This is a genomic window from Haematobacter sp. (assembly GCF_032102465.1).
GTDB lineage: Bacteria > Pseudomonadota > Alphaproteobacteria > Rhodobacterales > Rhodobacteraceae > Haematobacter.
Genome location: NZ_DAMDHB010000001.1, coordinates 1 through 24,039 on the forward strand (window position 1 = coordinate 1; position 24,039 = coordinate 24,039).

The 24,039-nt window shown below is 63.9% G+C and carries 29 protein-coding genes; 14 read left to right on the forward strand and 15 right to left on the reverse strand.

Translation table 11 applies throughout. From position 1 onward, the window contains the following. From RT513_RS00005 to RT513_RS00015, 3 genes are all read left to right on the forward strand, one after another. On the forward strand, positions 1 to 430 hold a 430-nt coding region (locus RT513_RS00005), incomplete at its 5' end, for a hypothetical protein (RefSeq protein ID WP_313533418.1). A 294-nt stretch (positions 431 to 724) separates the two neighbouring features. Next, positions 725 to 1,009: a hypothetical protein gene (locus tag RT513_RS00010; RefSeq protein ID WP_290685298.1), complete on the forward strand. Its 285-nt coding sequence runs from the start codon at positions 725 to 727 to the stop codon at positions 1,007 to 1,009. Then, a complete protein-coding gene (locus RT513_RS00015; protein ID WP_290685296.1) occupies positions 1,002 to 1,247 on the forward strand; it encodes a hypothetical protein in 246 nt (81 codons plus the stop codon). The genes RT513_RS00010 and RT513_RS00015 overlap by 8 nt, the downstream gene beginning before the upstream one ends. Before the next feature lie 230 nt (positions 1,248 to 1,477). Here RT513_RS00015 and RT513_RS00020 read toward each other — a convergent pair whose 3' ends face one another. Further along, positions 1,478 to 2,338 (reverse strand): neutral zinc metallopeptidase, encoded by an 861-nt coding sequence (locus RT513_RS00020; RefSeq protein WP_088213741.1) that lies wholly within the window; start codon positions 2,336 to 2,338, stop codon positions 1,478 to 1,480. Positions 2,339 to 2,436: 98 nt separating this feature from the next. Between RT513_RS00020 and RT513_RS00025 the strand changes: the two genes are divergently transcribed. Next, positions 2,437 to 2,904 carry a disulfide bond formation protein B gene (locus tag RT513_RS00025; protein ID WP_088213742.1) on the forward strand — a complete coding sequence of 156 codons (468 nt, stop codon included), beginning with the start codon at positions 2,437 to 2,439 and terminating at the stop codon, positions 2,902 to 2,904. On the opposite strand, the gene RT513_RS00030 is transcribed toward RT513_RS00025, so the two are convergent. Together RT513_RS00030 and RT513_RS00035 are read right to left on the reverse strand one after the other, a co-directional pair. Beyond that, positions 2,901 to 3,170, reverse strand: coding sequence for an usg protein (locus RT513_RS00030; RefSeq protein ID WP_035741155.1), 270 nt, complete (start codon positions 3,168 to 3,170; stop codon positions 2,901 to 2,903). The two genes, RT513_RS00025 and RT513_RS00030, sit on opposite strands and share 4 nt — an antisense overlap. Positions 3,171 to 3,245: 75 nt before the next feature. Continuing rightward, positions 3,246 to 3,707, reverse strand: a complete 462-nt coding sequence (locus RT513_RS00035; RefSeq protein WP_088213743.1) for a type II toxin-antitoxin system RatA family toxin — start codon at positions 3,705 to 3,707, stop codon at positions 3,246 to 3,248. Positions 3,708 to 3,785: 78 nt separating this feature from the next. Between RT513_RS00035 and hpt the strand changes: the two genes are divergently transcribed. Together hpt and RT513_RS00045 are read left to right on the forward strand one after the other, a co-directional pair. Continuing rightward, entirely contained in the window at positions 3,786 to 4,331 is a 546-nt protein-coding gene (hpt, locus tag RT513_RS00040) for a hypoxanthine phosphoribosyltransferase (protein WP_088213744.1), read from the forward strand. Between the two features lie 60 nt (positions 4,332 to 4,391). Beyond that, positions 4,392 to 5,288: a cytochrome c gene (locus tag RT513_RS00045; protein WP_179209085.1), complete on the forward strand. Its 897-nt coding sequence runs from the start codon at positions 4,392 to 4,394 to the stop codon at positions 5,286 to 5,288. Between the two features lie 73 nt (positions 5,289 to 5,361). On the opposite strand, the gene RT513_RS00050 is transcribed toward RT513_RS00045, so the two are convergent. The 3 genes from RT513_RS00050 to RT513_RS00060 all read right to left on the reverse strand — a co-directional run bounded on the left by RT513_RS00050 (position 5,362) and on the right by RT513_RS00060 (position 8,260). Next, positions 5,362 to 5,898: a hypothetical protein gene (locus RT513_RS00050; RefSeq protein WP_313533423.1), complete on the reverse strand. Its 537-nt coding sequence runs from the start codon at positions 5,896 to 5,898 to the stop codon at positions 5,362 to 5,364. Positions 5,899 to 6,099: 201 nt separating this feature from the next. Further along, positions 6,100 to 7,050, reverse strand: coding sequence for a lipoyl synthase (lipA, locus tag RT513_RS00055; RefSeq protein WP_088213746.1), 951 nt, complete (start codon positions 7,048 to 7,050; stop codon positions 6,100 to 6,102). 88 nt (positions 7,051 to 7,138) lie between these two features. Continuing rightward, the gene (locus RT513_RS00060; protein WP_290685284.1) at positions 7,139 to 8,260 is read right to left on the reverse strand and encodes a DUF6456 domain-containing protein; all 1,122 of its coding nucleotides are present in this window, start codon (positions 8,258 to 8,260) and stop codon (positions 7,139 to 7,141) included. Positions 8,261 to 8,469: 209 nt separating this feature from the next. On the opposite strand from RT513_RS00060, the gene RT513_RS00065 reads away from it, so the two are divergent. The 3 genes from RT513_RS00065 to RT513_RS00075 all read left to right on the forward strand — a co-directional run bounded on the left by RT513_RS00065 (position 8,470) and on the right by RT513_RS00075 (position 11,961). Continuing rightward, a complete protein-coding gene (locus RT513_RS00065) occupies positions 8,470 to 8,853 on the forward strand; it encodes a DUF6477 family protein (RefSeq protein ID WP_290685282.1) in 384 nt (127 codons plus the stop codon). Between the two features lie 50 nt (positions 8,854 to 8,903). Then, on the forward strand, positions 8,904 to 10,469 hold the full coding sequence (guaA, locus tag RT513_RS00070; RefSeq protein WP_290685280.1) for a glutamine-hydrolyzing GMP synthase: 1,566 nt from the start codon (positions 8,904 to 8,906) through the stop codon (positions 10,467 to 10,469). Between the two features lie 643 nt (positions 10,470 to 11,112). After that, the gene (locus tag RT513_RS00075) at positions 11,113 to 11,961 is read left to right on the forward strand and encodes a hypothetical protein (protein WP_290685278.1); all 849 of its coding nucleotides are present in this window, start codon (positions 11,113 to 11,115) and stop codon (positions 11,959 to 11,961) included. Between the two features lie 158 nt (positions 11,962 to 12,119). Here the strand turns inward: RT513_RS00075 and RT513_RS00080 are convergent, their stop codons facing one another. Beyond that, positions 12,120 to 12,377, reverse strand: coding sequence for a DUF2312 domain-containing protein (locus RT513_RS00080; protein WP_035705883.1), 258 nt, complete (start codon positions 12,375 to 12,377; stop codon positions 12,120 to 12,122). A gap of 126 nt (positions 12,378 to 12,503) precedes the next feature. Here RT513_RS00080 and RT513_RS00085 point away from each other — a divergent pair, with 126 nt between their 5' ends. After that, positions 12,504 to 12,719 carry a hypothetical protein gene (locus RT513_RS00085; RefSeq protein ID WP_290685272.1) on the forward strand — a complete coding sequence of 72 codons (216 nt, stop codon included), beginning with the start codon at positions 12,504 to 12,506 and terminating at the stop codon, positions 12,717 to 12,719. On the opposite strand, the gene RT513_RS00090 is transcribed toward RT513_RS00085, so the two are convergent. Further along, positions 12,716 to 13,273 (reverse strand): superoxide dismutase family protein, encoded by a 558-nt coding sequence (locus tag RT513_RS00090; RefSeq protein ID WP_290685270.1) that lies wholly within the window; start codon positions 13,271 to 13,273, stop codon positions 12,716 to 12,718. The two genes, RT513_RS00085 and RT513_RS00090, sit on opposite strands and share 4 nt — an antisense overlap. A gap of 148 nt (positions 13,274 to 13,421) precedes the next feature. Between RT513_RS00090 and parE the strand changes: the two genes are divergently transcribed. Next, positions 13,422 to 15,395 carry a DNA topoisomerase IV subunit B gene (gene parE, locus RT513_RS00095; RefSeq protein ID WP_409518386.1) on the forward strand — a complete coding sequence of 658 codons (1,974 nt, stop codon included), beginning with the start codon at positions 13,422 to 13,424 and terminating at the stop codon, positions 15,393 to 15,395. A gap of 341 nt (positions 15,396 to 15,736) precedes the next feature. Further along, positions 15,737 to 17,107 (forward strand): aspartate aminotransferase family protein, encoded by a 1,371-nt coding sequence (locus RT513_RS00100; RefSeq protein ID WP_290687888.1) that lies wholly within the window; start codon positions 15,737 to 15,739, stop codon positions 17,105 to 17,107. Between the two features lie 32 nt (positions 17,108 to 17,139). Here the strand turns inward: RT513_RS00100 and RT513_RS00105 are convergent, their stop codons facing one another. Next, positions 17,140 to 17,865: an RNA methyltransferase gene (locus RT513_RS00105; RefSeq protein ID WP_290687890.1), complete on the reverse strand. Its 726-nt coding sequence runs from the start codon at positions 17,863 to 17,865 to the stop codon at positions 17,140 to 17,142. 63 nt (positions 17,866 to 17,928) lie between these two features. Between RT513_RS00105 and RT513_RS00110 the strand changes: the two genes are divergently transcribed. Next, positions 17,929 to 18,261, forward strand: coding sequence for a TfoX/Sxy family protein (locus tag RT513_RS00110; protein ID WP_290687892.1), 333 nt, complete (start codon positions 17,929 to 17,931; stop codon positions 18,259 to 18,261). Here RT513_RS00110 and RT513_RS00115 read toward each other — a convergent pair whose 3' ends face one another. From RT513_RS00115 to RT513_RS00130, 4 genes are all read right to left on the reverse strand, one after another. After that, positions 18,262 to 18,888: a thiamine phosphate synthase gene (locus RT513_RS00115; protein ID WP_290687894.1), complete on the reverse strand. Its 627-nt coding sequence runs from the start codon at positions 18,886 to 18,888 to the stop codon at positions 18,262 to 18,264. It abuts the gene before it with no gap. A gap of 57 nt (positions 18,889 to 18,945) precedes the next feature. Beyond that, positions 18,946 to 19,773 carry a 1-acyl-sn-glycerol-3-phosphate acyltransferase gene (locus tag RT513_RS00120; protein WP_290687896.1) on the reverse strand — a complete coding sequence of 276 codons (828 nt, stop codon included), beginning with the start codon at positions 19,771 to 19,773 and terminating at the stop codon, positions 18,946 to 18,948. Continuing rightward, entirely contained in the window at positions 19,770 to 20,555 is a 786-nt protein-coding gene (locus RT513_RS00125; protein ID WP_290687897.1) for a GNAT family N-acetyltransferase, read from the reverse strand. Before RT513_RS00125 ends, RT513_RS00120 begins: the two co-directional genes overlap by 4 nt. A 128-nt stretch (positions 20,556 to 20,683) precedes the next feature. Then, positions 20,684 to 20,872 (reverse strand): DUF3553 domain-containing protein, encoded by a 189-nt coding sequence (locus RT513_RS00130; RefSeq protein ID WP_290687899.1) that lies wholly within the window; start codon positions 20,870 to 20,872, stop codon positions 20,684 to 20,686. A 29-nt stretch (positions 20,873 to 20,901) separates the two neighbouring features. Between RT513_RS00130 and RT513_RS00135 the strand changes: the two genes are divergently transcribed. Beyond that, positions 20,902 to 21,492, forward strand: a complete 591-nt coding sequence (locus tag RT513_RS00135) for a histidine phosphotransferase family protein (RefSeq protein WP_290687901.1) — start codon at positions 20,902 to 20,904, stop codon at positions 21,490 to 21,492. Between the two features lie 984 nt (positions 21,493 to 22,476). Here RT513_RS00135 and hflX read toward each other — a convergent pair. Next, entirely contained in the window at positions 22,477 to 23,775 is a 1,299-nt protein-coding gene (hflX, locus tag RT513_RS00140) for a GTPase HflX (RefSeq protein ID WP_409518389.1), read from the reverse strand. Beyond that, positions 23,775 to 24,008: an RNA chaperone Hfq gene (hfq, locus tag RT513_RS00145; RefSeq protein WP_035705913.1), complete on the reverse strand. Its 234-nt coding sequence runs from the start codon at positions 24,006 to 24,008 to the stop codon at positions 23,775 to 23,777. Before hfq ends, hflX begins: the two co-directional genes overlap by 1 nt. Positions 24,009 to 24,039: the final 31 nt, after the last annotated feature.

Sequence of the window (24,039 nt, forward strand, 5' to 3'; positions counted from 1 at the left end):
AGCTCACAATCCCGGAGACCTTCCGTCAGATCGGGCGAACGTCATCTGTGAAGAATCGGACGTGGTCATCTTGGCCAATATCGAAGCCAGCTTGGCCCGACTGATCTCCGCCGAGCACAATGCAGCCCTCCTGATCTGTGATGGCTGCGGCGACACACGGTCCAATGAAGACCTCGCCGCCATGCGTGGAGAAAATCCCAACCTCATTTCCTGTTGCCCGGAGCGGAAGATGCGCCTCGCCACCCGCAGCGATTGGGATGGCCTCCGCGCGCGGATCAAGGTGCTGGAGGAGGCGCTAGTAGGTTGCATGACGTGGATGGAGCAGCTTCGGGCATCCGGTGACGCGGGGTTCTGGTCCTGGAGTGAAGGCGACGAATACACCCGCGCCCGCGCCGCCCTCTCCCTCGCACAGGGAGGCATCGATGGGTGATTGGAAGTTTCTCGCGAAGAACTGCCCCCGCTGCGGATCGGACGAAATCTCCTACGGGCGTTCACACCCTCCGATGCAGGGGCACGTGGAATGCCATGCCGACGGGTGCGAGGCGTTAACCGTAGACAGAGACACGGACACCGCTCTCCGGCTTTGGAATGCCGGAGTCTGGCAGCGCCGGATTGTCGATCGTGACGAAGACGGGCACCCCTGCGAATACGAGGACAACCCGGGCCTCGCCGCCACTGCGATTCTTGAGCATGATGGTCGCAGATCAAACAGCGGGGGAGCATGATGACCGAAGATGAAATGCGCGCACGGATCGAGGAACTGGAGACGGTCGTGCGCTTCTACGCCAGCCCCCGCGCGTGGGTCGGGGCCGACAAGGAATGGGGCGTCAAGGCCCGCAGCGTGGTCGGGCGTGCGGGCTGGGAAGTGTGGGAATCGAACGACCCAACCACCATCCGTTTTTATGAAGGGTCGACATTCGAAGGCCTCAAGCCCGGAACCCAATACCAGTTCCACGAGACCTACGAATACCCGCCCGGTTGGAAGAACAAGGGGGGAAGCGATGGGTGAGCCGCGGATCATGATCGCCGTGGACGCGGGCGAGCTTGCCGCTCTGCGTGAGGAAATGGCCGCGATGCGCCGCGCCATCGAAGGCTCCCGCATTACTCCCCCGCCGAACTGGATCACCATCGGGGAGTATGCTGACCGGATCGGACGCACGAGAAAGACCGTGCGAAACTGGATTCGGGATGGCAAGATAGAGACGCGGCGCGAGGGTGCAATCACCATGGTACGCGCCGGTCAGTGAATCGGCGCTCGCATTTTTTACGCTTCAAAACTATAGATCGTTGAAAATTAAGTCGTTTCGAGTCCCCTTCCCGGCACCACAATTTTCCTTGCGGAACGTACCTCATTGAAAATTGGCAAATCGGCGCCAGACCGACGCACAATTTGTCCTCGGCTCCAACGGTCACTCACATGACGAAGGCGATGACGCTCGGGGGCGGACCCCCGGCGTTGAGCCATGAGCGGGTGACCTCAGCGGCGCAGGCCCGCGAAGGTGTCGCAATCCTTGATCTGACCGGAGTTATACCCCTGCGCGAACCAGTGCTGTCTTTGCGCCGAACTTCCATGGGTGAAGGTCTCGGGCACGGGACGTCGGCCGGCGGCCCGTTGCAACGTATCGTCGCCGATGCGCGCCGCGGCATCCATCGCCTCGTCGATATCGCCGGGATCGAGCGTTCCGAACTGGGTGTCCGCCTGTCGTGCCCAGATGCCCGACAGACAATCGGCCTGAAGTTCGATGAGCACGGAAAGCTGGTTGCTGTCCACCTCGCTCACCCGCTGGCGAAGATCGTTGACCTGTCCCAGAATCCCCAGCTCATCCTGCACGTGATGGCCGACCTCATGGGCCACCACATAGGCGGCAGCGAAATCGCCCTTGGCGCCGAGTTGCCGGCTAAGCGTGGTGAAGAAACTGGTGTCCAGATAGACCTTCTGGTCCGCCGGGCAATAGAAGGGCCCCATCGCTTCCGAAGCGCCGCCGCAGGCGGAGGACGTCATGCCCTTGAACAGCACCAGGGTCGGTGGCCTGTACTGCCGCCCGACCTGCTCGCGGAAGACCCGATCCCAGACCTCCTCCGTATCCGCGAGCGTGACGGAGACGAACTGCGCGGCATCCTGATCCTCCTGCGTCAGTTCGACGGGACCGCTCTGCTGTATATATCCGCCGCCCTCGTTCAGCACGGGCGACAAATCCACTCCGAACAGCCAGCCGATCAACACCAGCGCGATCAGGCCGAAGCCACCGATCCCGCCCACCCGTGCATAGCCCCTGCCACCGCCTGCCGACCGGCGATCCTCGATATTGCTGCTGCCCCTGCGCCCGCGCCATTCCATCGCCGTCTCCTCACCTAAGCCTTACCGCCCGCCCTCGCCCGTAGCCTTGACCCCGCTTGTGCCGCGTGCTGCAAGGAGCCGTCTCGGGAGAAAGAACCATGACATCCAGAACTCTGACCATACTCGCCACTCTCGGGTCCGTCGCCCTGCTGCTCGGCGCTTTCGCCTTTCAATATATCGGTGGTTTGGCGCCCTGCCATCTTTGTCTGTGGCAACGCTGGCCCCATGCTGCCGCGATAGCGGCGGGAGCGCTGGCTCTTGCGATGCCTGCCGTGCGATTCTGGCGGTTTCTGGGCCTTGTCGCCGCGCTGACGGCCTCCGGTCTCGGCGTGTTTCATACGGGCGTGGAGCGTGGATGGTGGCAGGGGCCGACCACCTGCACCGGCGGCGGCGATCTGTCGGGCATGAGCACCGGCCAGCTTCTGGACCAGATTCTCTCCTCCCCCGTCGTGCGCTGCGACGCGGTGGCATGGCAGTTCGCGGGCCTCTCCATGGCCAGCTGGAACGCCATCCTGTCGTTCCTGCTGGCTCTGATCTGGGCCGCGGCGCTGGTGAAGCGGGACTAGTTGATGCGGAATTCCCCCACGACATTCCGCCACTCGCCGGGAGAGATCAGCTTGCGGTGGGTGAAACGGACGGAGTGGAGCGGGCCCTCTATCTCCTCCTGCCAGAACTCGATGAAACGGAACAGTCGGGGATAATCCGGCGCGATGTCATAGTCCTGCCATGTGAACGTGTTCAGGACGTGACGATAATCGGGCATCCGGTAGAAGAACTCGGCAGTGGTCAGGCCGTAGCCCTTGAGCATCAGGTCGGTCTCGCGTCGCTCCATGTCCGCCTCGCGCTGTGGGAGAGCTCCATCGTCTCACACGCGCGGCAAAAATCAACGATCACAATCTGTTGGCACTCAGGCCGGGTGGCTGCCGTAGAGCTGATCCGCCCGCTTCTCGAAGGCGCGCACGATACGGTGCATCGCCTCATTGAAGACTACGCCGATGATCCCCTGGAGAATCGCGTTCTTGAATTCGAAATCAACGAAGAACTCGACCTCGGAGCCGCCCTCGGGGCGGTCCCGGAATTTCCACCAGCTCCGCATGTATTTGAACGGGCCGTCCAGGTACTCGGTGTCGATCTTCTTCTGCTCGGGCCAGAGGGTGACACGGCTCCCGAAGCGCTCACGGAACACCTTGAAGGAGATGACCAGATCGGCCTCCATCAGCTCACCCCCACCCTCAACAGGTGTCCGGGAGCGGATCCGGGCAGCGGTGTTCCAGGGCAGGAACTCCGGGTAGCGGCCGACGTCGGCCACGAGGTCATACATCTGCTGCGCCGTGTAGGGCATGACGCGCGTTTCCGAATGGGAGGGCATTCTCTTCCGTTCGCTCTGTCGCTCGGCGCCGTTCTTTCATAGGCTGGCACGGAAAAGAAGGCGCAACCGGACGGAACCATGCAGAAACCCTACGTGATCGACCAGCTCATCTCCGCCAAGGCCATTGCCGCGCGGGTGGAGGCGCTCGCCGCCGAGATCACCGAGAGCTTTCGCGACACGGAAAAGCTCGTCGTGGTCGGTCTGCTGCGGGGTTCGTTCGTCTTCATCGCCGATCTGGTGCGGGAGATAGACCTCCCGCTGGAGGTCGATTTCCTTGAGGCCTCCAGCTACGGAGACGGCATGGAGAGCTCGCGGGAGGTGCGAATCCTCAAGGATCTCCGCGCGCCCATAGAGGGCCGCGACGTGCTGGTGGTGGAGGATATCATCGACACGGGCTTCACCCTCTCGCACGTGATCGCCCTGCTGAAAAGCCGCAAGCCCCGGCGGCTGGAGGTTTGTGCCCTGCTCGACAAGCCGACCCGGCGGGAGGTGGACGTGCGCGCCACGTGGACGGGATTTTCCATCCCCGATGAATTCGTGGTGGGCTACGGCATCGACTACGCCCAGCGGAATCGCAACCTCCCCTACATCGGCAAGGTCCGGTTTACAGACCCTGCGGGTTGATCCCTGCGGCAAAGACGCTAGCCTAGGAAAGGCAAGCACCCAGCCAGCATGGGGAATTTCATGGCCCGGCGAATTCTGCCCCTTGTTGTCGTCGCAGCTCTGGCAGGAGGCGCGGCATTCTGGGTCATCACCCGGCCCTCGCCCGTGGAGGAGGCTCCGCTGGTCGCGCTCACCGGCGATCCGGTTGCGGGAGAACTGGTGTTCCACGCCGCAGGCTGCGCCTCCTGTCATGCAGCGGAGGGCGCTGCGGGCGAGGATAAGCTGATCCTTTCCGGCGGCAAGGCCTTTGCCTCGCCCTTCGGCACCTTCCACGCGCCGAACATCTCGCCCGATCCGCAACAGGGCATCGGTGACTGGAGCCTGACGGATTTCGCCAATGCCATTCAACGGGGGATCGGGCCGGGGCGGGAGAATCTGTATCCCGCGCTGCCTTATACCAGCTACGTCCACATGCGGCCGCAGGACGTGGCCGACCTTCATGCCTACATGATGACACTGCCGCCCTCCTCCACGCCCAGTCTGCCGCATGACATCGACTTCCCCTTCTCCCAGCGCTGGTTGATCGGCGGGTGGAAGCTGTTGTTCTTCGATCGGGGCTGGGTGGTGTCGGGTGCGCTCACCCCGGAGGAGGAGCGCGGCCGTTATCTGGTGGAGGCGCTCGGACACTGCGGCGAGTGCCATACACCGCGCGGCGAGATGGGCCAGATGCAGCGCGACGCCTGGCTGTCGGGCGGCCCGGATCCGGCCAATCCGAACCGGCGCATCCCCAACATCACCCCGGCCAAGCTCACCTGGAGCGTGGAGGAGATCGCCGACTATCTGCAAAGCGGCTTCACACCGGATTTCGACATCGCAGGGGGAGAGATGGCGCAGGTCGTGGAGGAGATGGCCCGGCTGCCCGCCTCGGACCGGCTGGCGATCGCGGCCTATCTGAAGAAAGTGCCGGCCGTCGAATGAGCACAGGGACCAGTGCCGAACCGCGACGCCTGCGACCGGCGGCGTACTGTCGGAAACGGTTTCCAGACAACGGTTACGGCAAGTTATCCTGACAGTCCGGCTCAAGCTGCAACTGTTTCGCCGTCCGGGTTGGCGCCCCTAACAGGCTGCTGAAAAAGGCCTCTTGGCCTGTGTTGGAGCGGAAATCGTTCGCCATCTGACGAATTCCAGCCGGAAATCCATAGACTTCCGGGCGTTTCCGGGCCGATTTTCCGATTTCCGGCGCAGAGGCATGACACTTCAGGACTTTTTCAGCAGCCTGTTGGTAGGCTGCTGAAAAGTACCCTCGGCGCTGGCCGGAGGCGGAGATGTTCCCCCTTTGCTGGGAAACCTCCTGAAAACCGCTAGTTTGGCTCTCGACCGGACCGATTTCCCGGCTGGCAGCGCAACCCCCGGGCCAATGATCGACTTTTGAGAATCCTGTCAGGGGCTTGGCAAGTTGCTGAAAAAGTCCTGAAGGTTCATGCCGGTGCTTCGAAAACCAGCCCCGGAAAGACCCGCGGCAGGTAATTTCCGGCTGGAATTCGTCAGATGGCGAACGATCTCGCTTCAACGCCGATCTTTTCAGCACCCAGTTGCGCGGAATATCCGGCCGCCCGTCTGAAACCGCAAATCTTGTGGCCCGCTGAGTTACCGGCTTTCAACGGTACGGAGAAAAAGCGGCTTTTCGGCGAACGGTCGAGGTAATCTCCCGCCCACGCGCCGCCTTCTGAAAAGGGCTACGGCGCGAAGGCGAGAGTACAAGACCTCTTTCCGGGCCGCGCGCGAACCGTCAGGCCCTGCCGAACTTTTCCAGCCGTGCGGCCCGGAGCCGCGCGAAATCATCCCCCGCATGGTAGGAGGAGCGTGTCAGCGGCGTGGCGGAGACCATCAGGAAACCCTTGCCCCAGGCGGCTTTCTCATAGGCCTTGAACTGATCGGGCGTCACGAAATCCGCCACGCGGTGATGTTTCGGCGTGGGTTGCAGATACTGGCCGATCGTCAGGAAGTCGATATCGGCAGATCGCATGTCGTCCATCACCTGAAGCACCTGCGGGCGCTCCTCACCCAGACCCACCATGATGCCCGATTTGGTGAACATCGTCGGATCCAGTTCCTTCACCCGTTGCAACAGACGCAGGGAGTGGAAGTACCGCGCGCCGGGGCGCACTTCGTGATAAAGGCCCGGAACCGTCTCCAGGTTGTGGTTGAACACGTCGGGACGCGCCTCAACGACCTTTTCCAGCACGGAGGGCGCGCATTTCAGGAAGTCGGGCGTCAGGATTTCGATGGTCGTCTCCGGGCTGCGATGCCGGACAGCGCGGATGGTTTGGGCGAAGTGATCCGCCCCGCCATCCTCCAGATCGTCACGGTCCACCGAGGTGATGACCACATGCTTCAGCCCGAGCTTCTGCACCGCATGCGCCACGCGTCCCGGCTCGAACACGTCGAGCGCATCGGGCCGCCCGGTCGCCACGTTGCAGAAAGTGCATCCCCGCGTGCAGATCTCGCCCATGATCATCATGGTGGCGTGACCCTGGCTCCAACACTCGCCGACATTGGGGCAGCCTGCCTCCTCGCACACGGTGACGAGGCGGTTCTCGCGCATGATCTCCCGCGTCTTGCGGTAGCCTTCGGACGTGGGCGCCTTCACCCGGATCCAGGACGGTTTGCGCGGCTGCTCGCTGTCGGGGCGATGTGCCTTTTCGGGATGGCGCTCTGCGGGAATTTTAAGATCGCGCACGGAAAACCCCTCGGGATACTGGTTCTTTCAGATAGCCCGATGGGCGCGGATAAGCAACGGCAGTGCCTGCATTCCCGCCCTGCGTTGCTCACCCGACCAGAACGGCGCCGCGCCCGGTTTCATCGTAATGCCGCTTCAGCCGCTGCAACGCGATCCGCAGGACGATCTTGCCCGAGCGGGCCGACCAGCCCATCCGCTGCTCCGCCGTTTCCAGCCCTTCCAGATAACAGCAGCACCTGAGGACCATGTCCCCCAGCCCCGGACCAAGGTCGCGGAGCGCCACCGCGACCCGCTCCCGCGCGCGGGCGGGGGCACTGTCAGGATCGCCCGCGCCGGCTGTGCTCCGCTCCCCGCCGGTAAGGAACCGATCCCAGTTCTGCGCGACACGTGGCCCCATCTGTGCAAGCTCGAAATCCTCCCGCAGGCGCTCGGCGGCGGCGATCAACTCGCGTGACAGGAAGGGTCTGCCATCCTTGTCACGTCTTCGGCCGAGAACAATTACCGGAGATTCCGCCATGTTACATCGGGTTCTTCGTGTTGTTTCCCGGTCTTCCGCACTCTCCGCCCAACGGAAGGCGGTCGGCGCCTCCCGAAACCCCTGTGGGTCGGGAATGCCGCGAAGCATGGATTTCAGGGCTGAGCGACCGCCTTGGGTGATTTCATATACGGAAAGCGGTGCGCGGGTTTCGGAGGAATTTTCCCGCGGGCGGCAGGTGATCCAGCTTTTCAGCGCAAAGGCCTCGGCGACCTGGCGTTCGACCACCGCCGTTCGTTCCTGCTCGCCGCACGGGGCGGTTCTGAGCACCACGGCCCGCTCCATCCCGGTGGAGACGACGAGCACCGAGCCGGTTTCGCACAGACGGCGTAGGATACGGAGCGCCTCCCGCTGGATGAGCGCCTCGTCGGGAACGAAGCAGGCTTGCGGAGTCGGTGCGGTCATGGGGGGATCCTCGCTCTCGGTTTCGGGGGTCGATGCGGTGCTGCGGCGGCCGAGCCCCGCAAGGGCGCCGTCGATCAGGGGATCGTCGCGGCGATTCTCATAGCGCCTGACCAGCCTCATCACGGTCGAGGCATGCACGCCCCTGTCTCGGGCCAGCGCACGGAGCGACAGTCCGGCCTCCGTATGCAGAAGGTAGAGACGCGCCGCATCCGGCAGCCAGTCCGGCAGTTTCGAGGGTGCCGGAGATACCGCCGTTCTTGCCGCTCTCATGATGCCGCCGCAGTCCCTCAGATCCGCTTTCGTTCGAGGTTCAGACTTCAGTGACATTTATTACCTGTCCGTTAATAACCGCGCGAATTCCCATAATTGTCGGGAATTCCTAAACCTCCCTGAAAGCAGCGCGCGCCGGATCGCCGGAAAGCGCAACACACGTTTCGGTTGAGTATTCTTGGCCTTCCGCTTTGTGAAGGAGAGCAAGAATGTATGATGCCATGCCGAACCTCGCCGCGATGCACCGCCCCCGACTGCTGATTCGCGCCGCGCATTTCGGGCTCTCCGACTATCGCCGGGATCGCGACCTGCCGCGCGTGACGCGGCAAACGACCGTGCCCTCTCCCGAACGCGCGCTCGCTACATTGATGGAGGAGGAGGAACGTCTCGACATCAGCCGCCGCAATGAGGAAGCGGGTTACAGCCTCGCGCGGCATATCGACGTGCTGATCGCCCTCATCGCGGAGGCGCGGCTGATACCCCCGCCCGTAACGCCCACCACCCGCGTCACCGCCGCCCGTGCCACTGACACCCGCGTCACTGCCGCCCGTGTGCCCGTATCGGGGCTTGAGCGCGAAGCCGCGAATGCCTAAGTGGCGGCAGTCCCCCTTGCGCGGAAACGCAGGGATGCCTAAAGGGAACCATGACCCAGCCCGAGCACCAACGCCTTCTCATCATCGATTTCGGCAGCCAGGTGACGCAGCTCATCGCGCGCCGCCTTCGTGAGTTGAATGTCTTCAGCGAAATCCTGCCCTTCAACAAGGTGACGGACGAAACCCTGCGCGCGATGGCGCCACAGGCCGTCATCCTTTCCGGGGGACCGGCCAGCGTGACGGAGACGGGCAGCCCCCGGGCGCCGCAGGCGCTGTTCGACATGGGTATTCCCGTGCTCGGCATCTGCTACGGCCAGCAGACGATGATGGAACAGTTGGGCGGCAAGGTGGAAAGCGGCCATCACCGCGAATTCGGCCGCGCCTATGTGGAGCCAGCGGAGGGCCATGGCAGGGAGGGCATCTTCTCCGGCCTGTTCGACAGCGGGCGCGAGGAAGTCTGGATGAGCCACGGTGATCGTGTCACCCGGCTTGCGCCCGGCTTTACCGTGATCGGCACGTCGCCCAATGCGCCCTATGCCATCGTCGGTGATGCGGAGCGGCAGTTTTACGCCGTGCAGTTCCACCCGGAAGTGCACCATACCCCGAACGGCAAGCGCCTGCTGGAGAACTTCGTGCGTCTCGCAGGGTTCACCGGCGACTGGACGATGGGCGCCTACCGCGACGAGGCGATCCGCAAGATCCGTGAGCAGGTCGGCGACGAAAAGGTCATCTGCGGCCTCTCCGGCGGGGTGGACAGCTCCGTCGCCGCCGTCCTGATCCATGAGGCGATCGGCGACCAGCTCACCTGCGTCTTCGTGGACCACGGCCTGCTGCGGCAGGGGGAGGCGGAGGAAGTCGTCTCCATGTTCCGGGACACCTACAACATCCCGCTGGTCCATGCCGACGAATCGGAGCTGTTCCTCTCCGCGCTGGAGGGGGTCTCCGACCCGGAGGTGAAGCGCAAGACCATCGGCAAGCTGTTCATCGACGTGTTCCAGAAGCACGCCGCCGCCGTGGGCGGTGCGAAGTTTCTGGCACAGGGGACGCTCTATCCCGATGTGATCGAATCGGTTTCTTTCGCTGGCGGGCCCTCGGTCACCATCAAGTCGCACCACAATGTGGGCGGCCTGCCGGAAAAGATGGGGCTGAAGCTGGTGGAGCCGCTCCGTGAACTGTTCAAGGACGAGGTAAGGGCGCTTGGCCGCGAACTTGGCCTGCCGGAGAAGTTCATCGGCCGCCATCCCTTCCCCGGCCCCGGTCTCGCCATCCGCTGCCCCGGAGAGATCACGCGCGAGAAGCTGGAGATCCTGCGCCGCGCCGATGCGGTCTATATCGACCAGATCCGCCGCCATGGCCTTTACGACGACATCTGGCAGGCTTTCGTGGCCATTCTGCCGGTCCGCACCGTGGGCGTGATGGGCGACGGGCGCACTTACGACTTCGCCTGCGCGCTCCGCGCCGTGACCAGCGTGGACGGGATGACGGCGGATTACTATCCGTTCAGCCATGCCTTCCTCGGTGAGACCGCGACGCGGATCATCAACGAGGTGAAGGGCATCAACCGCGTGACCTACGACATCACCTCGAAGCCTCCGGGCACGATCGAGTGGGAATGATCTCACGGTCATAGACAACGGCAGAATGCCTTGGAAACAGTGAAGCCCGCGTGACTGCGGGCTTTTTTCACGCCCCCTCCGGCAAATTTTTACCTTCCAGACCTTCCCTTGGCTTTGGCAGGATATCAACGGATGCCACGTTCGGCATCCGACGCCATTGCTGACCGTCGGGGGTTGCTCATCGCAGGTTGGCACTCTGCTTTCTGTCATTATGCCACAGAGGAAATGCAAAGGCTTGCCGGGCAGGTCTTTTCGATGGGGATACCCGACCCGACCATTTTGACCGATGTCACGTCTTGCAGACAGAGCTATTGCCCATCGGTTCGATGCAGCTCACCGGCCTTGGGCATGACATCGGGCACCTGCGTGCGCGACATGACACAACCTTGCAATGGTTTCGCGGTAAGAGCCTCGGCCGCCGGTCGGGCTAGCGGGGCCGCTGCGTATTCTTCACAATGATTTCCGCAGTGCGGCAACGATCGGGTATTTTAGCGTGTGACGCTGCGCTCTTGTCTCCTCCTTTCGTCATAGTGCAGCGAAACCGCTTTGACGGATCATCAACAGATTGTTAACTTTTCGTCGTGAAAATTCTCCGCCCGCCTCTCCCTCCCCACGGGAACGTCGGCCAGCATACCGGAGTCCGATGCAAGTTGCATTTCACCTTGGCGCCCCTTGTTCCGGCCAGGACGCGCTTTATGCCTCGCTGCAGCGGAGCCGCGAGATACTCGCCAGCCACAGCGTTGCCATTGCAGACCCCGACGAGCCGTTGAAAGCCGCCGGAACGCCTGTGACGGAGGGGCGCGTCCTCCGCAGGTTCCGGGAGGAGGGAGTGCGCCGGGTTCTTGTTTGCGAGAACTGTTCGCAGGATCTGCCCGGATTTTCCTCGCAGCCCCTTGGCGATGGACTTCTCTATCCGCTGGCAGGCCCCCAGGCGGAAATGCTGGCCATGCTGTTCCCTGAGGATGTGGAGATCGAGTTCCACGTGGCCGTCCGGTCCCCCGCCACCCTGCTTCCCACGCTGATCTGCCAGGGAGATCCTGCCGCTACCGCGCTTGCAGGGGATCCCGGTGCGATGGCCGGGTTGAGTTGGGCAGATGTCATCCGGCGTCTCCGCCAGGCCGCACCGCGCGCGCTGGTGGTCGTATGGTGTGACGAGGACATGCCGCTCATCTGGCCGGAGGTGGTGGAGCGCGTGGCCGGGATCAGCGGCACGGGCGACAGCGGCTTTCTGGACCGGTTATCGCCATTGCTGACGGAAGACGGGCTGGAGCGACTACGGCTCTATCTCTCAAGCCACCCGCCAAGAGACGCGGAGCAGCGCCGCATGATCGTCTCCTCCTTCCTCACCCGGTTCGGCAGGCCCGAGGCGATCGAGATGGAACTGGACCTGCCCGGCTGGACGCCGGAATCCGTGGCCGCGATCTCCGACGCCTATGACGCGGATGTGGAGCGGATCGCGGCCATGGAAAACGTGGAGCTTATCCAGCCTTGACAGCCTGCTGAAAAAGTCGCGGGGCTACCCGGCCTTGCGTTGAAATCGGTCCGGTCACGCGCAAAAATCTGCGGTTTCCGGGGAGATCTTCAACCATCCAGGGAAGATCTCCGCCCCGGAGCAACCTCGGAATATTTTTTCAGCACCCTGTTAACGGCTCACCCCATGCCCAGGGCGGATTTGTAAACCTCCAGAATGGCTTCTTCCTCCGCCACGTCGTCCTTGTCCCGCTTGCGCAGGGCGACGATCTTGCGGAGAACCTTCGTGTCGTAGCCGCGCCCCTTGGCCTCGGCCATCACTTCCTTCTGCTGCTCCGCGATGTCCTTCTTCTCCGCTTCGAGCTGCTCGTAGCGTTCGATGAACTGGCGCAGCTCCTCGGCTGTGACGTTATAGGCGTCGTCGGTAACGGCGTTCATGGGCGGTCTCCTTTTGGAGAACCTCCTAGCGCGCCGCCTCCTCTCCACGCAAGGCCCCGGAGACGCGCGCTTGCGGAAGACTGCCTGCTGCTTTAGGGCCGGGTCAGGCTGCGCGAGGAGGATGACATGGAAGCATTGATCTGGATCGGCGCGGTGATGACGCTCGCCGGTGTCGCAGGCCTCGGCCTTTGCATTCGGCAGGCGATGTCTGCCCGCAAGGGCGGTCTGGACGAGGCGGAAATGCAGTCCCGGCTGCGCAAGGCCATGCTTCTCAATTTTGCAGCACTCGGGCTTTCCGCTCTTGGGCTTGCGCTGGTCGTCGCCGGTATTCTGCTGCGTTAACGGATGGGCGCGCAGGCAAGCCTGTCCCCCGCCGCACCCGACGGCTGGCTGCGGTAATCATCCTGCCCCGCGTGAATCATGAGCGACCTGCCCACGATGGACGCCAATGTGACGGCAGGGTTCAGCACCTCCGCCTCGATCGTGCCATCCGCGCGGGTCATCTGGTTGGGCATGTCACCGGCATGGGGGCCGCCTTCCGCCAGATAGCCATGGCTCGCGCCGGTCGGATTGAAGTGGCCGCCAGCGCTTTCGTGATGGGTCGCCGCATCGCAGGTGCCGGTTTCATGAATATGGAACGCTACCCAGTGATCCGCCGGCAGGCCGGTGACGTTCAGGTGGATCAGAACGCCTGCCGGTGTCTGACGCAGTTCGGCTTTCCCCGCGGGATTGCCCGAACCATCCACGAAGGCCGCGGTGGCGGTTTCGCCCGTGGTCGCCGCTTGTTGGGTTGCCGTCTGCTGGGCCGGCGCCGGCGAAGGTGCTGTCTGGGCGCTCACGGCCCCCGGAAACGCGAGTGCCGCGAAGGCGAGGCATGTTGCAAAAGTTCTGGTCATGATTTTCTCCCTTTCCATCAGAACCCCCACATCAGAACCCCCAGCAAGCCCTACCGTTCCTGCGGCGCATCAGACCGACGCGGACTGCGGCGGGCTTGTTCCCGCGCTCCACACATGTTCTACTGCCCCGGAACCCCTGACCTACCAGATGAGCCTGATGCCTCCCGAAGATCTCCTCTCCGGCGACAGTGTGTCGCAAAGCTATGACGCCTCTTCCATCGAGGTGCTGGAAGGGCTGGAACCCGTCCGCAAGCGCCCCGGCATGTATATCGGCGGCACGGATGAGCGGGCGCTGCACCACATGGTGGCCGAGATCCTCGACAATGCGATGGACGAGGCCGTCGCGGGCTTTGCCAACCGGATCGAGGTCGAGCTGACGGAGGACTACACCGTCGTCATCCGTGACAACGGCCGCGGCATCCCCGTCGATCCGCATCCGAAGTTTCCCGGCAAATCGGCGCTGGAGGTGATCCTCTGCACGCTTCATGCGGGGGGCAAGTTCTCCGGCAAGGCCTATCAGACCTCGGGCGGGTTGAACGGGGTCGGCTCCTCCGTCGTCAATGCGCTGTCGGACCGGATGCGGGTGGAGGTTGCGCGGAACCGCGAACTCTACGCGCAGGAGTTTTCGCGCGGAAAACCGCTCGGTCCGGTGGAGAAGGTGGGTCCAGCCCCGAACCGGCGCGGGACCACGGTGATCTTCCATGCAGATGCGGAGATCTTCGGCCATCAGCGGTTCAAGCCGGCGCGGCTCTTCCGTATGGCGCGGTCCAAGGCCTATCTGTTCTCGGGCGTCGAAATCCGCTGGAAAACGGTGATCGACGACGGCGAGACGCCGAAGGAGGCGACGTTCCATTTCCCCGGCGGGCTGGCGGATTACCTGATGGAGCAGTTGTCCGGCACCCCCACCTATGCCGACCGGCCCTTTGCGGGAAAGGTCGGGTTTCAGGAGAAATTCGGGGTTCCAGGCTCTGTGGAATGGGCGATCAACTGGTCTCCCGCGCGGGATGGGGCCATCCAGTCCTACTGCAACACCGTCCCCACACCGGAAGGCGGCACGCATGAGCAGGGTTTCTGGGCTGCGGTTCTGAAGGGGATCCGGGCCTATGGAGAGCTGGCGGGCAACCGCAAGGCGCAACAGATCCAGCGGGAGGATCTGCAATCGGGCGGCGTGGCGCTGGTGTCCTGCTTCATCCGCGACCCGGAGTTCGTGGGTCAGACCAAGGACCGTCTGGCAACGGTCGAGGCCGCGCGGCTGGTCGAAGTCGGCGTGCGCGACCATTTCGACAACTGGCTTGCCGCCGATACCAAGACGGCGGGCGCCATTCTCGACTACCTTGTGCTGAAGGCCGAGGAGCGGATCCGCCGCCGTTCCGAAAAGGAAACGGCGCGTAAATCCGCGACCAAGCGGCTCCGCCTGCCCGGCAAGCTGGTGGATTGCTCCGCCACGAACCGCGAGGGCACGGAACTGTTCATCGTCGAGGGCGACAGCGCGGGCGGCTCGGCCAAGATGGCGCGGGATCGCACGATGCAGGCGCTTCTGCCGCTCCGGGGCAAGATCCTGAACGTGCTGGGCGCGGCCTCGGGCAAACTCGCGCAGAACCAGGAGATCAACGATCTCTGCCAGGCGCTCGGCGCCGGCATGGGCACGAAGTTCCGCGTGGACGAGCTGCGCTACGACAAGATCATCATCATGACCGATGCCGACGTGGACGGGGCCCATATCGCATCGCTGCTGATGACGTTCTTCTTCACCCATATGCGCCCGCTGATCGACCAGGGGCATCTCTACCTCGCCTGCCCGCCGCTCTACCGGCTGACGCAGGGGGCGAACCGCATCTACGTCGCCGACGATGCGGAGAAAGAGCGGATGCTGGCCAAGGGGCTCGGCGGCAAGGGCAAGATCGACGTGCAGCGCTTCAAGGGTCTGGGCGAGATGGACGCCAAGGATCTGAAGGATACGACGATGAACCCGGCCACGCGCAAGCTCATCCGCGTCTCCATCGACGAGGACGAACCGGGAGAGACCGGCGACCTGGTGGAGCGGTTGATGGGCAAACGCCCGGAGATGCGCTTCCAGTATATTCAGGAAAACGCGCGTTTCGTGGAAGAGCTGGACGTCTGAAACCGGTCTGGCCGCCTGCGGATATAGCCCGCTTGTCTGCGCGATTGTCTCCCGCAGAAGCTCGCAAGGGAGCAGGTGCCTGACGCGCATGCCCGGGATCGGGCCGGGGTTTCTGCTGAAGCAGGGCGGCATGGGTCGGCGCGCATGCTGGATCTTCACACGCTGCCTCAACCGAAGCAGTTGGCCCGGAGCGGCGGCAGCTGGCGTGGATTCCCGACATGCGATGCCGCTTTCCAGCCCTCCGCCGAGCTTCGGGGGTGCAAGATCGTCTGGAAGTCGCTACGCTTCGCGCCGAGCCCACGTCAACCGGCGCGGGTGAGTCATAGACAGGGTTCCGCATCATGGACACGCTTCCGAATTCTCTCGCCGCGCGCGATGTCAAATACCTCCTCCATCCGAACACCAACGCCCGGATGCACGAGCAGAACGGCCCGATGGTGATTTCGCGTGGCGACGGCATCCATGTCTATGACGACGCGGGCAAGGAATATATCGAGGCGCTGGCCGGGCTGTGGTCCGTCGCCGTGGGCTTTGGCGAAAAACGTCTGGTGGAGGCCGCACAACGGCAGATGTCCACCCTGCCCTATTACCACATCTTCTCCTCCAAGTCGCACGAGCCGGCCATCGACCTTGCCGAAACGCTGGTGAAGATGACGCCGGAACACCTGACGCGGGTGTTCTACACCAACTCCGGGTCCGAGGCGAACGACACCGTCGTCAAGATGATCTGGTATTACAACAACGTGCTGGGCCGCCCGGAGAAGAAGAAGATCATCGCCCGCAAGAACGGCTACCACGGGATCACCGTGGCCTCCGCCTCGCTCACCGGGTTGCCGATCAACCACAAGGACTTCGACCTGCCGCTGCCGCAGATGAAGCATGTGACGACCCCCCATTTCTACCGCTTCGGCGAGGAAGGCGAGACGGAGGAGCAGTTCTCCGACCGTCTGGCGCAGGAGATCGAGGACATGATCCTCGCGGAAGGGCCGGAAACGGTTGCCGCCTTCATCGGCGAGCCGGTGATCGGCGCGGGCGGTGTTCTGGTTCCGCCGAAGGGCTACTGGGAGAAGGTCCAGAAGGTCCTGAAGAAATATGACATCCTGCTGGTGGCCGATGAGGTCATCATGGGCTTCGGCCGCTCCGGCAAGACATTCGCCTGCGAATACTACGGAATCAAGCCGGACTTCCTCGTGCTGTCCAAGCAGATCACCTCCTCCTACCAGCCGCTGGCGGCGATCATGCTGACGGATGCGATCTATCAGGCCATCGCGGACGGCTCGCAGAAGAACGGCGCCTTCGGGCATGGCTATACCGCGTCCGGCCATCCGGTCGCCATGGCGGTCGCCATCGAGAACCTGAAGATCATCGAGGAGCGCGGTCTCGTCGCCAATGCGGAAAAGGTCGGCGCCTATATGCAGAAGCGTCTGCGGGAGTTCGCGGATCACCCGCTGGTCGGCGAGGTGCGTGGCGTAGGGCTGATTGCCGCAGTGGAATTGGTGGCCGACAAGGCGACCAAGGCGAAGTTCGATCCCGTGGGCAAGGCGGGCGCGATCTACACCCGCAAGAGCGCCGAGAACGGCCTCATCAACCGCGCCATCGGCGATTCGATCTGCTTCTGCCCGCCGCTCATCATCACCGAGGCGCAGGTGGATGAGATGATCGCCCGCTTCTCCAAATCGCTGGACGAAACTGCGGCCGAACTGAAGGGCTGACAAAGGGGGAGCGTGCCTTTCGCGGCGCGCTCCTACCCGCCCATCCTGCGACCGAACTGGCGCAGCATTCCGTGGAAGGTCTGCACATCCGCCCGTGTGAGCGGCAGGCGGGAGAGCATGTTGCGCAGGTTCATCCGCATATGCGCGGCCTTGTCCGTCGGGAAAAAGAAGCCCGCCGCATCCAGACGTTCCTCGAAATGCTCGCCAAGCCGCGCCACATCCCCGGATGTCGCGCGCTCGCCCATCGCTTCGCGCAGCGGGGGAGCTTCCCCGTGCCGCGCCCATTCATAGCCGGTCAGCAGCGCGCATTGCGCGAGGTTCAGCGAGGGAAACTCCGGGTTGACCGGTACGGTGATGATCGCGTTGGCATGAACGACATCGGCATTCTCCAGCCCCGCCCGCTCCGGCCCGAAGAGAACGCCCACGCGCCCGCCCGCCGCCGTGATCGCGCGCGCCTCGGCCATCGCCTGCTCCGGCGTCAGCACCGGCTTGGTGAGCTCTCGGCTCCGCGCCGTGGTGGCATAGACATGGGTGCAATCGGCGATCGCCGCCTCGACCGTGTCGAATACCGTGGCATTGTCCAGGACCCGCCCCGCTCCGCTTGCCATCGCAACAGCCTTGGGATTGGGCCAGCCATCGCGCGGCGCAACAAGGCGCATGCGGTCCAGACCGAAGTTCAGCATCGCACGCGCCGCGGCGCCGATGTTTTCACCCATCTGCGGGCGCACGAGGATGAATGCGGGGCGAGCTTCTGTCATCGGCCTTTCCGTTCGGGAACGCGGCCTGATACGCTTCACATGGGTGAATGGCAAGGATCGGCCATGGCGTGGGAAACGGGGCTGGAAGAGTTGCTGCGCGAGGACATGGAGCCGTTCGGCCATTTCGGCGAGCGGCGGATGTTCGGCGGGCTGGCATTCTTCCGGCAGGGCAACATGGTGGCAGGGCTGATCTCGCGCGGGATTTTCTACCGCGTCGGCAAGACGGCAGCGCCAGTGGCGCTGGCTCTTCCCGGAGTCTCGCCTTTTCAGATGGGCAGGATGCGGGCGCTTGGCGGGATCGTCCTGCTTGGGGACGAGGCGGCGGGGGATGACGCGATCCGCGGGGAACTTCTGGCGCAGGCCATCCGCTTCACGGACAGCCTGCCGCCGAAATAATCAGCCGATGGGGGCCAGCAGACGGCGGAGGGCCGCCAGCGCATCCTCCTCCCGCCAGATTTCCTCTCCCACCGCAAAGAAATCGGTCACCGGGGAAAGATCGCGGACCAGATCGACCGTCAGGCCACCCTCCGCCACAACCGGAACCTCGATCATCTCGGACCACCAGGCAAAAAGCTCCCGCTCCGCCACCGTGCCATCGCCAAGACCGCCCGCAGTGACCGGGCCGAAGGCGACGTAATCGGCCCCCGTCTCACCCGCTGTCATCCCGTCATGCCTCGACGCACCGCAGAAGGCGCCCACGATCGCGTCCGCGCCCAGCGTCTCGCGCGCCTTGCGCACGCCCCGCGCCCCGTCGGTCAGATGCACACCGTCAAGCCCGAGCCGCTCCACCAGTCCGACATGCCGGTCCACTACCAAAGCGACGTCCCGCACATGTGCGATCTCGCGCAGCGCATCGGCGGCGCGGGCCACACGGTCCTCATCGCGGGAGACGAGGGCCAGCCGCAGGCAGGCGACCTCCGCCCCGTCCAGAACGGCAGCGAGTCGCGGACCGAAGGATTCCACCTCGAAGTCCGGGGGGGTCACGAGATAAAGCTGCGGCCGGTCCTGATCTTGGTCTTGCATCGCGGGCTCCTGAAACGTGAGCCGCTATAGCCGGGATTTCGGCTCTTTGCCAGCACCTCAGGCCCGCGGGCGGGAACCGTCGCGCACGGCGGTTTCGCTCCAGGCGGCGATGCTCTTGCGCCCGTCGAAATCCCGCACCCGGACCGGCGGATGCAGGACCACCTCCACCGCCCCACCGCGCGGAGCAGCCAGAACGCTCAGCGCATGCGGGCCGAAATCCATGTCGCCGAACCAGGCATGAAAGCGCGGATCCTCGCCCCCCGGCGCGTGGTAGCGAACCGACACCGGCTGCACCTGCAACTTCTCGCGCAGGCCGGGAAGAAAGAGCGACTCGAAGAGCGCGGGCTTGAAGGGCAGAATGCGGCGCCCGTCGGAACTGGTACCTTCGGGGAAGAAAAGCATCAGCTCCCCCTCCGCCAGCCGATGCGCCAACTCATCGCGTTGCTGAGCGGCGAGCTTCGGATCGCGGGTGATGAACATCGTGCCCGTCCCCCGCGCGAGCAGGCCGATACCGGGCCAGTCCGCAACGTCATCCTTGGAGACGAAGGTCACCGGCGCACTCGCGCCCAGCACGAGGATGTCGAGCCAGGAGGAATGGTTGGCAACGAGGATCCCGGCACCCGTCATCGGCTGTCCGCGGCGGGTGAAGGAGATACCCAGCAGCGCCAGATCGATACGGCAGATGACCTGCTTGATCCGTGCGGTCACCGGACGCCCCCCGCGGGCGAGGGGGCGTTCCACGAGCCGGACCATCAGGATGAACAAGAGCGCCGGAAAGGTGATGGCTACCATCGGCACAACACGGCAGATCACCCTGATCCACCCGCGCATGTCGGGGCGGTTAAGCGCGGGCGGCGGTTCCTCGGGCTGCCAGGTTCGACTCACGCAGGCTGCCCCCGGCCGCGGGTATAGTAGCCGCGATGCTGTGCAGACATATGCGTGGTGTCAACGATGAGGCAGACATCCGTCGTATTGAAGGCCGCATCCCGCCATGCGCCCTCGCCCACAACACCGCCGAGCCGGAGGTAGGCGCGTATGAGGGGCGGCATCGCGGCAATCGCGCGGTTCTTGTCATCCGGCGTCACCGGGATCAGGTCCATCGGCTGCGCCGGCGCGCCCCATGCCTGCACGCGGAGGGCTTCCGGTGCGAGGTGATGGGCATGGAGCCAGGAGAGCGGAAGCGCGAGGGCGTCCACATCTGTCCCGTGGAAACTGGCCGTGCCGAAGAGAATTTCGATCCCCCGCTCCATGACATAGTCCGCAAGCGCGCTCCACATGACGAACATCGCGGCGCTCCCGCGATAATCCGCATGGACACAGGACCTGCCCAGTTCCAGGAGCTTCCGCCCGGAGACAAGCAGGGGCGCGAGGTCATACTCGTTCTGCGTGTAGAAACCGCCCGCCAGCTCCGCCCGTTCCCCCGGGAGCAGCCGATAGACCGCCGCAACGCGCCCCTTCGCATCGTCGAAAAGCAGGAGGTGATCGCAGAATGGATCGTAGCGGTCACATTCCAGCCGGTCCTCATGATCGACCAGCGGCCCAGTGGCACCCAGTTCTGCCACGAAGACTTCATATCGGAGCCGCTGCGCGTCCCGGATATCCTGCGGCGTGCTGGCCAGCCGGACGGAGAATTGCGATCCCGTCCTGGCGAGAGGCGCGTTTTGCATGGGCGTCTCCGTCCTGTTCATGACTGTCTATGGCCTGCCCCACGAGGTGACAAGTCCGAGGGAGGGGCCCATGGTCTGCAAATCACGATCCGGTAACCGTTTCTTAACGGAGATGGGGGAGAGTGGCGTCAGTGCCCCCCGTCGAATACGGGAATGAGATCCACACGGGACGCGTCGATGACAACCTTGCCCGCATGTTCGAAATTCACGGTGACGCGGCCGCCGATATTCGACTGCACTTGTCCCAGACCCCACTCCGGGGCATTCGGATGACGGACGAGCATGCCCGGCTCCAGAAGGCTTGCCACACCGCTCATCGACGCCCCCAAAGCCGATTGGAAAGACCATGACCCATGACACCCCCGATATTGGCGCGCTGATCGGCTCGCGCATCTGTCACGATCTTATCAGTCCGCTGGGCGCGATCGGCAATGGGCTTGAGCTTCTGCGCATGACTGGTGATCCGGCGGGGGAGGAAATGTCTCTCATCGGGGACAGTGTCGCCCACGCAAACGCCCGGATCCGGTTCTTCCGCATTGCCTATGGCATGGCGGGCGCGGAACAGAGCGTGGCCCCCGGCGAATTGCGGGAGATAGTTGAGGGGCTGTGGGGCCAGGGCCGCATTCAGGTTGACTGGCTGGCAGCAAGCACCTCCCGGCAGGAAGTAAAGCTTGCCCTCCTCCTCCTGCAATGCCTCGAGACGGCCCTGCCGCGCGGCGGGCGGATAGAGGTTCGTCAGGAGGGAGAATGGCTTCTGCTCGCCGAAGGGGACAGGATGCGGATAGAGGAGAGCCACTGGGCCTGCCTTCAAAAGCCCGGCCAGACCGCGGAACTCGGTGCCGCGCAGGTTCAGTTCCTGCTCGCACCGCTGGAAGCCGCCCGGCAGCAGCGGCGTATCAGCGTGGACATTGGGGACAGGTTGGAGATCCGCTTCTAGCGGCATCGCTACCTTTGGGGTGCGCCGCTTTCACAAGACACCGGTTGCGCTGCACCGGAGGCTGCGCGTCGATCCCACACAGGGGTGTTGGGTAGGCCTTAATTTGCCGACAGCGGGACGTGAGGATGGTGCGGTTCGATCTGGCTGATGTCACGTGGGGCATGGTTCTGATGAATATGCATGGGATGAACAGTCAGATGATCCGGCCATCCCGAAGGGAAAGTTCCGGCGTCTCCGGACGGGCCGCGGTGAGCAGCCCCGGCGCGCTGATCTAATCGGCTGCTGACAAAGTCATGGGTCTACCCGGCCTTGCGGCGAAAACCAGGAAATCGGTCTGGTTACCAGCCAGAACCTGCGGTTTCCGGGCAGTTCTTCAACCATGTAGGTAAGATTTCCGCCCCGGAGCAGCCTCGGAATACTCTTTCAGCACCCTGCTAATCGGCGCGGTCCCTTGCAAAGGGGCAACGGGGTTGAGAAGTTAACCGGGACCAGAGACCTCCGGGGTTGTCGAACGAGGAGAGAAAACGCGACAATAAGATCCTCCTCGCGAACTCGATCCATAGATAGGGGTGACCTATCGACATGACATTCACCCGACTGATGCGCATCAGGATGAATGTGTTGGGCATCGGCATATACCCAGACTTCCCCCTGACCATTACACCCCCTTGAGCCGACCGCTTGTCCCGCCAGTTCTGCGCCGGCGATTTGCCTTACGGCCAACCGGCCTCCCGTTGCGGCTTCATCGGATCGTAATATGCACAGGTAGCTGGCACGTCACCGCGCCGCTCCGTCACGCGGGCGGGTCGGCTCCTGCAGCGAGGGGTGATCCTGCTTCCACCAGCCGGGCCTTTCGTCAGGCCCCGTTTATCTCAGGCTCGGGTGAGTTCTGGCAACGTAGATAGCCAGACCAGCCACCACGCCACATGCATGGCGCAAGTGGGGGAGCGTGAAGCGCGCTCCACCGGTTGTCCCGGTCGCCTGTCAGAGAGCGTCGTATCGGGCGCGCTGCCGGGCTGTCCAGAGGACTGTCACGTGCCAGCCATCCTCTCCCGGCGCCTCGCTCTCCACCACGTTCTGCTCATGAAGCCAGGCGCGGCGGCGGCCGTCCTCGAAGGGAAGCACGAGATCGCGCACCGTCCGTTCCTCGCTCAACCGTTCGGAGACGGCCGCAAGCAACGGGCCAAGCCCCTCTCCCGTCAGGGCGGAAGCAACGAAGACGTCGGGCGTGCGCGCCGCAAGCACCTCCACCACTTCTCGCGGCTCCTGCGAAAGCTGGTCGATCTTGTTCCAGACCTCCAGCATGGGAACCTCCTCCCGCACACCGAGTTCCGCGAGGATCCCCTCAACATCGGCCTTTTGCGCCTCCGTTTCGGGATGAGAAATATCGCGGACATGGAGGATCAGATCGGCCTCCAGCACCTCTTCCAGCGTGGCACGGAAAGCCGCGACGAGCTGCGTCGGCAAATCCGAGATGAAACCGACCGTATCAGAAAGGATCACCTCCCGTCCGGATGGCAGCGTCACGCCCCGCATCGTCGGATCCAGCGTGGCGAAAAGCATGTCCTTCGCCAACACCTCTGCGCCCGTCATCCTGTTGAACAGGGTGGATTTTCCTGCGTTCGTATACCCTACCAGCGCCACGATGGGATAGGGCACCTTGCGCCGTGCGGCCCTGTGGAGCTCGCGCGTCTTGACGACCTTGGCGAGCTGGCGGCGAATGCGGGTGACGGCCTCGTCGATGGCGCGGCGGTCGGCCTCGATCTGCGTCTCCCCCGGCCCGCCGACGAATCCGAGCCCGCCGCGTTGCCGCTCAAGGTGGGTCCAGGCGCGGACCAGACGGGTGCGTTGGTAGGAGAGCGCGGCGAGTTCGACCTGCAACACCCCTTCCCGCGTACGGGCGCGATCGGCGAAGATTTCGAGAATCAGCCCCGTCCGGTCAAGGAGCTTTACCCCCCAGGCCTTCTCGAGATTGCGCTGCTGCACCGGCGTGACCGGCCCGTCAATGAGGACGAGGCCGATCTCCTCCGCCTTGAACAGCTCGGCCAGCTCTTCGACCTTACCGGAGCCGAAAAGCTTGCCCGGGGCAACCTTCGGCAGCCGGACAACGTCCGCGCCGACCACATCAAGTCCCGGCAGGGCCGCGGCGAGTGCCACGGCCTCCGCAAGCCTGTGCTCGGGAAGCCGGTCACCGCCCTCACGGCCGCTCGCGGAACCCTTGATATCGGGATGAACCACATAGGCGCGCGTAGGCGCGCTGTGGGTGGATTGCTCGTCGGAAATCAGTCCTCACCCTCATAAAGGCTGATCGGCTGACCGGGCATGATCGTGGAAATCGCGTGTTTGTACACGAGTTGCGATTGACCGTCCCGGCGCAGAAGCACGCAGAAATTGTCAAACCACGTAATGACGCCCTGCAACTTCACGCCGTTGATCAGAAAGATCGTCACGGGGATCTTGGCCTTCCTGACGTGATTGAGGAAAGCGTCCTGCAGGTTCTGCTTATCGGCGGCCATGGGTAAACCCTGTTTTTCTGTTATTGGTCTT

Bases quoted from the DNA above. Each gene is read 5' to 3' on its own strand.
- RT513_RS00020 (WP_088213741.1), bottom strand. From the start codon at position 2,338: ATGGAATGGCGCGGGCGCAGGGGCAGCAGCAATATCGAGGATCGCCGG.
- RT513_RS00110 (WP_290687892.1), top strand. From the start codon at position 17,929: ATGGCGTGGGAAACGGGGCTGGAAGAGTTGCTGCGCGAGGACATGGAG.
- parE (WP_409518386.1), top strand. From the start codon at position 13,422: ATGAGCCTGATGCCTCCCGAAGATCTCCTCTCCGGCGACAGTGTGTCG.
- RT513_RS00025 (WP_088213742.1), top strand. From the start codon at position 2,437: ATGACATCCAGAACTCTGACCATACTCGCCACTCTCGGGTCCGTCGCC.
- RT513_RS00115 (WP_290687894.1), bottom strand. From the start codon at position 18,888: ATGCAAGACCAAGATCAGGACCGGCCGCAGCTTTATCTCGTGACCCCC.
- RT513_RS00085 (WP_290685272.1), top strand. From the start codon at position 12,504: ATGGAAGCATTGATCTGGATCGGCGCGGTGATGACGCTCGCCGGTGTC.
- RT513_RS00030 (WP_035741155.1), bottom strand. From the start codon at position 3,170: ATGGAGCGACGCGAGACCGACCTGATGCTCAAGGGCTACGGCCTGACC.
- hfq (WP_035705913.1), bottom strand. From the start codon at position 24,008: ATGGCCGCCGATAAGCAGAACCTGCAGGACGCTTTCCTCAATCACGTC.
- hpt (WP_088213744.1), top strand. From the start codon at position 3,786: ATGCAGAAACCCTACGTGATCGACCAGCTCATCTCCGCCAAGGCCATT.
- RT513_RS00125 (WP_290687897.1), bottom strand. From the start codon at position 20,555: ATGCAAAACGCGCCTCTCGCCAGGACGGGATCGCAATTCTCCGTCCGG.
- RT513_RS00060 (WP_290685284.1), bottom strand. From the start codon at position 8,260: ATGAGAGCGGCAAGAACGGCGGTATCTCCGGCACCCTCGAAACTGCCG.
- guaA (WP_290685280.1), top strand. From the start codon at position 8,904: ATGACCCAGCCCGAGCACCAACGCCTTCTCATCATCGATTTCGGCAGC.
- RT513_RS00065 (WP_290685282.1), top strand. From the start codon at position 8,470: ATGTATGATGCCATGCCGAACCTCGCCGCGATGCACCGCCCCCGACTG.
- RT513_RS00010 (WP_290685298.1), top strand. From the start codon at position 725: ATGACCGAAGATGAAATGCGCGCACGGATCGAGGAACTGGAGACGGTC.
- RT513_RS00080 (WP_035705883.1), bottom strand. From the start codon at position 12,377: ATGAACGCCGTTACCGACGACGCCTATAACGTCACAGCCGAGGAGCTG.
- RT513_RS00090 (WP_290685270.1), bottom strand. From the start codon at position 13,273: ATGACCAGAACTTTTGCAACATGCCTCGCCTTCGCGGCACTCGCGTTT.
- RT513_RS00105 (WP_290687890.1), bottom strand. From the start codon at position 17,865: ATGACAGAAGCTCGCCCCGCATTCATCCTCGTGCGCCCGCAGATGGGT.
- RT513_RS00035 (WP_088213743.1), bottom strand. From the start codon at position 3,707: ATGCCCTCCCATTCGGAAACGCGCGTCATGCCCTACACGGCGCAGCAG.
- RT513_RS00075 (WP_290685278.1), top strand. From the start codon at position 11,113: ATGCAAGTTGCATTTCACCTTGGCGCCCCTTGTTCCGGCCAGGACGCG.
- RT513_RS00130 (WP_290687899.1), bottom strand. From the start codon at position 20,872: ATGAGCGGTGTGGCAAGCCTTCTGGAGCCGGGCATGCTCGTCCGTCAT.
- RT513_RS00015 (WP_290685296.1), top strand. From the start codon at position 1,002: ATGGGTGAGCCGCGGATCATGATCGCCGTGGACGCGGGCGAGCTTGCC.
- RT513_RS00100 (WP_290687888.1), top strand. From the start codon at position 15,737: ATGGACACGCTTCCGAATTCTCTCGCCGCGCGCGATGTCAAATACCTC.
- RT513_RS00135 (WP_290687901.1), top strand. From the start codon at position 20,902: ATGACCCATGACACCCCCGATATTGGCGCGCTGATCGGCTCGCGCATC.
- RT513_RS00045 (WP_179209085.1), top strand. From the start codon at position 4,392: ATGGCCCGGCGAATTCTGCCCCTTGTTGTCGTCGCAGCTCTGGCAGGA.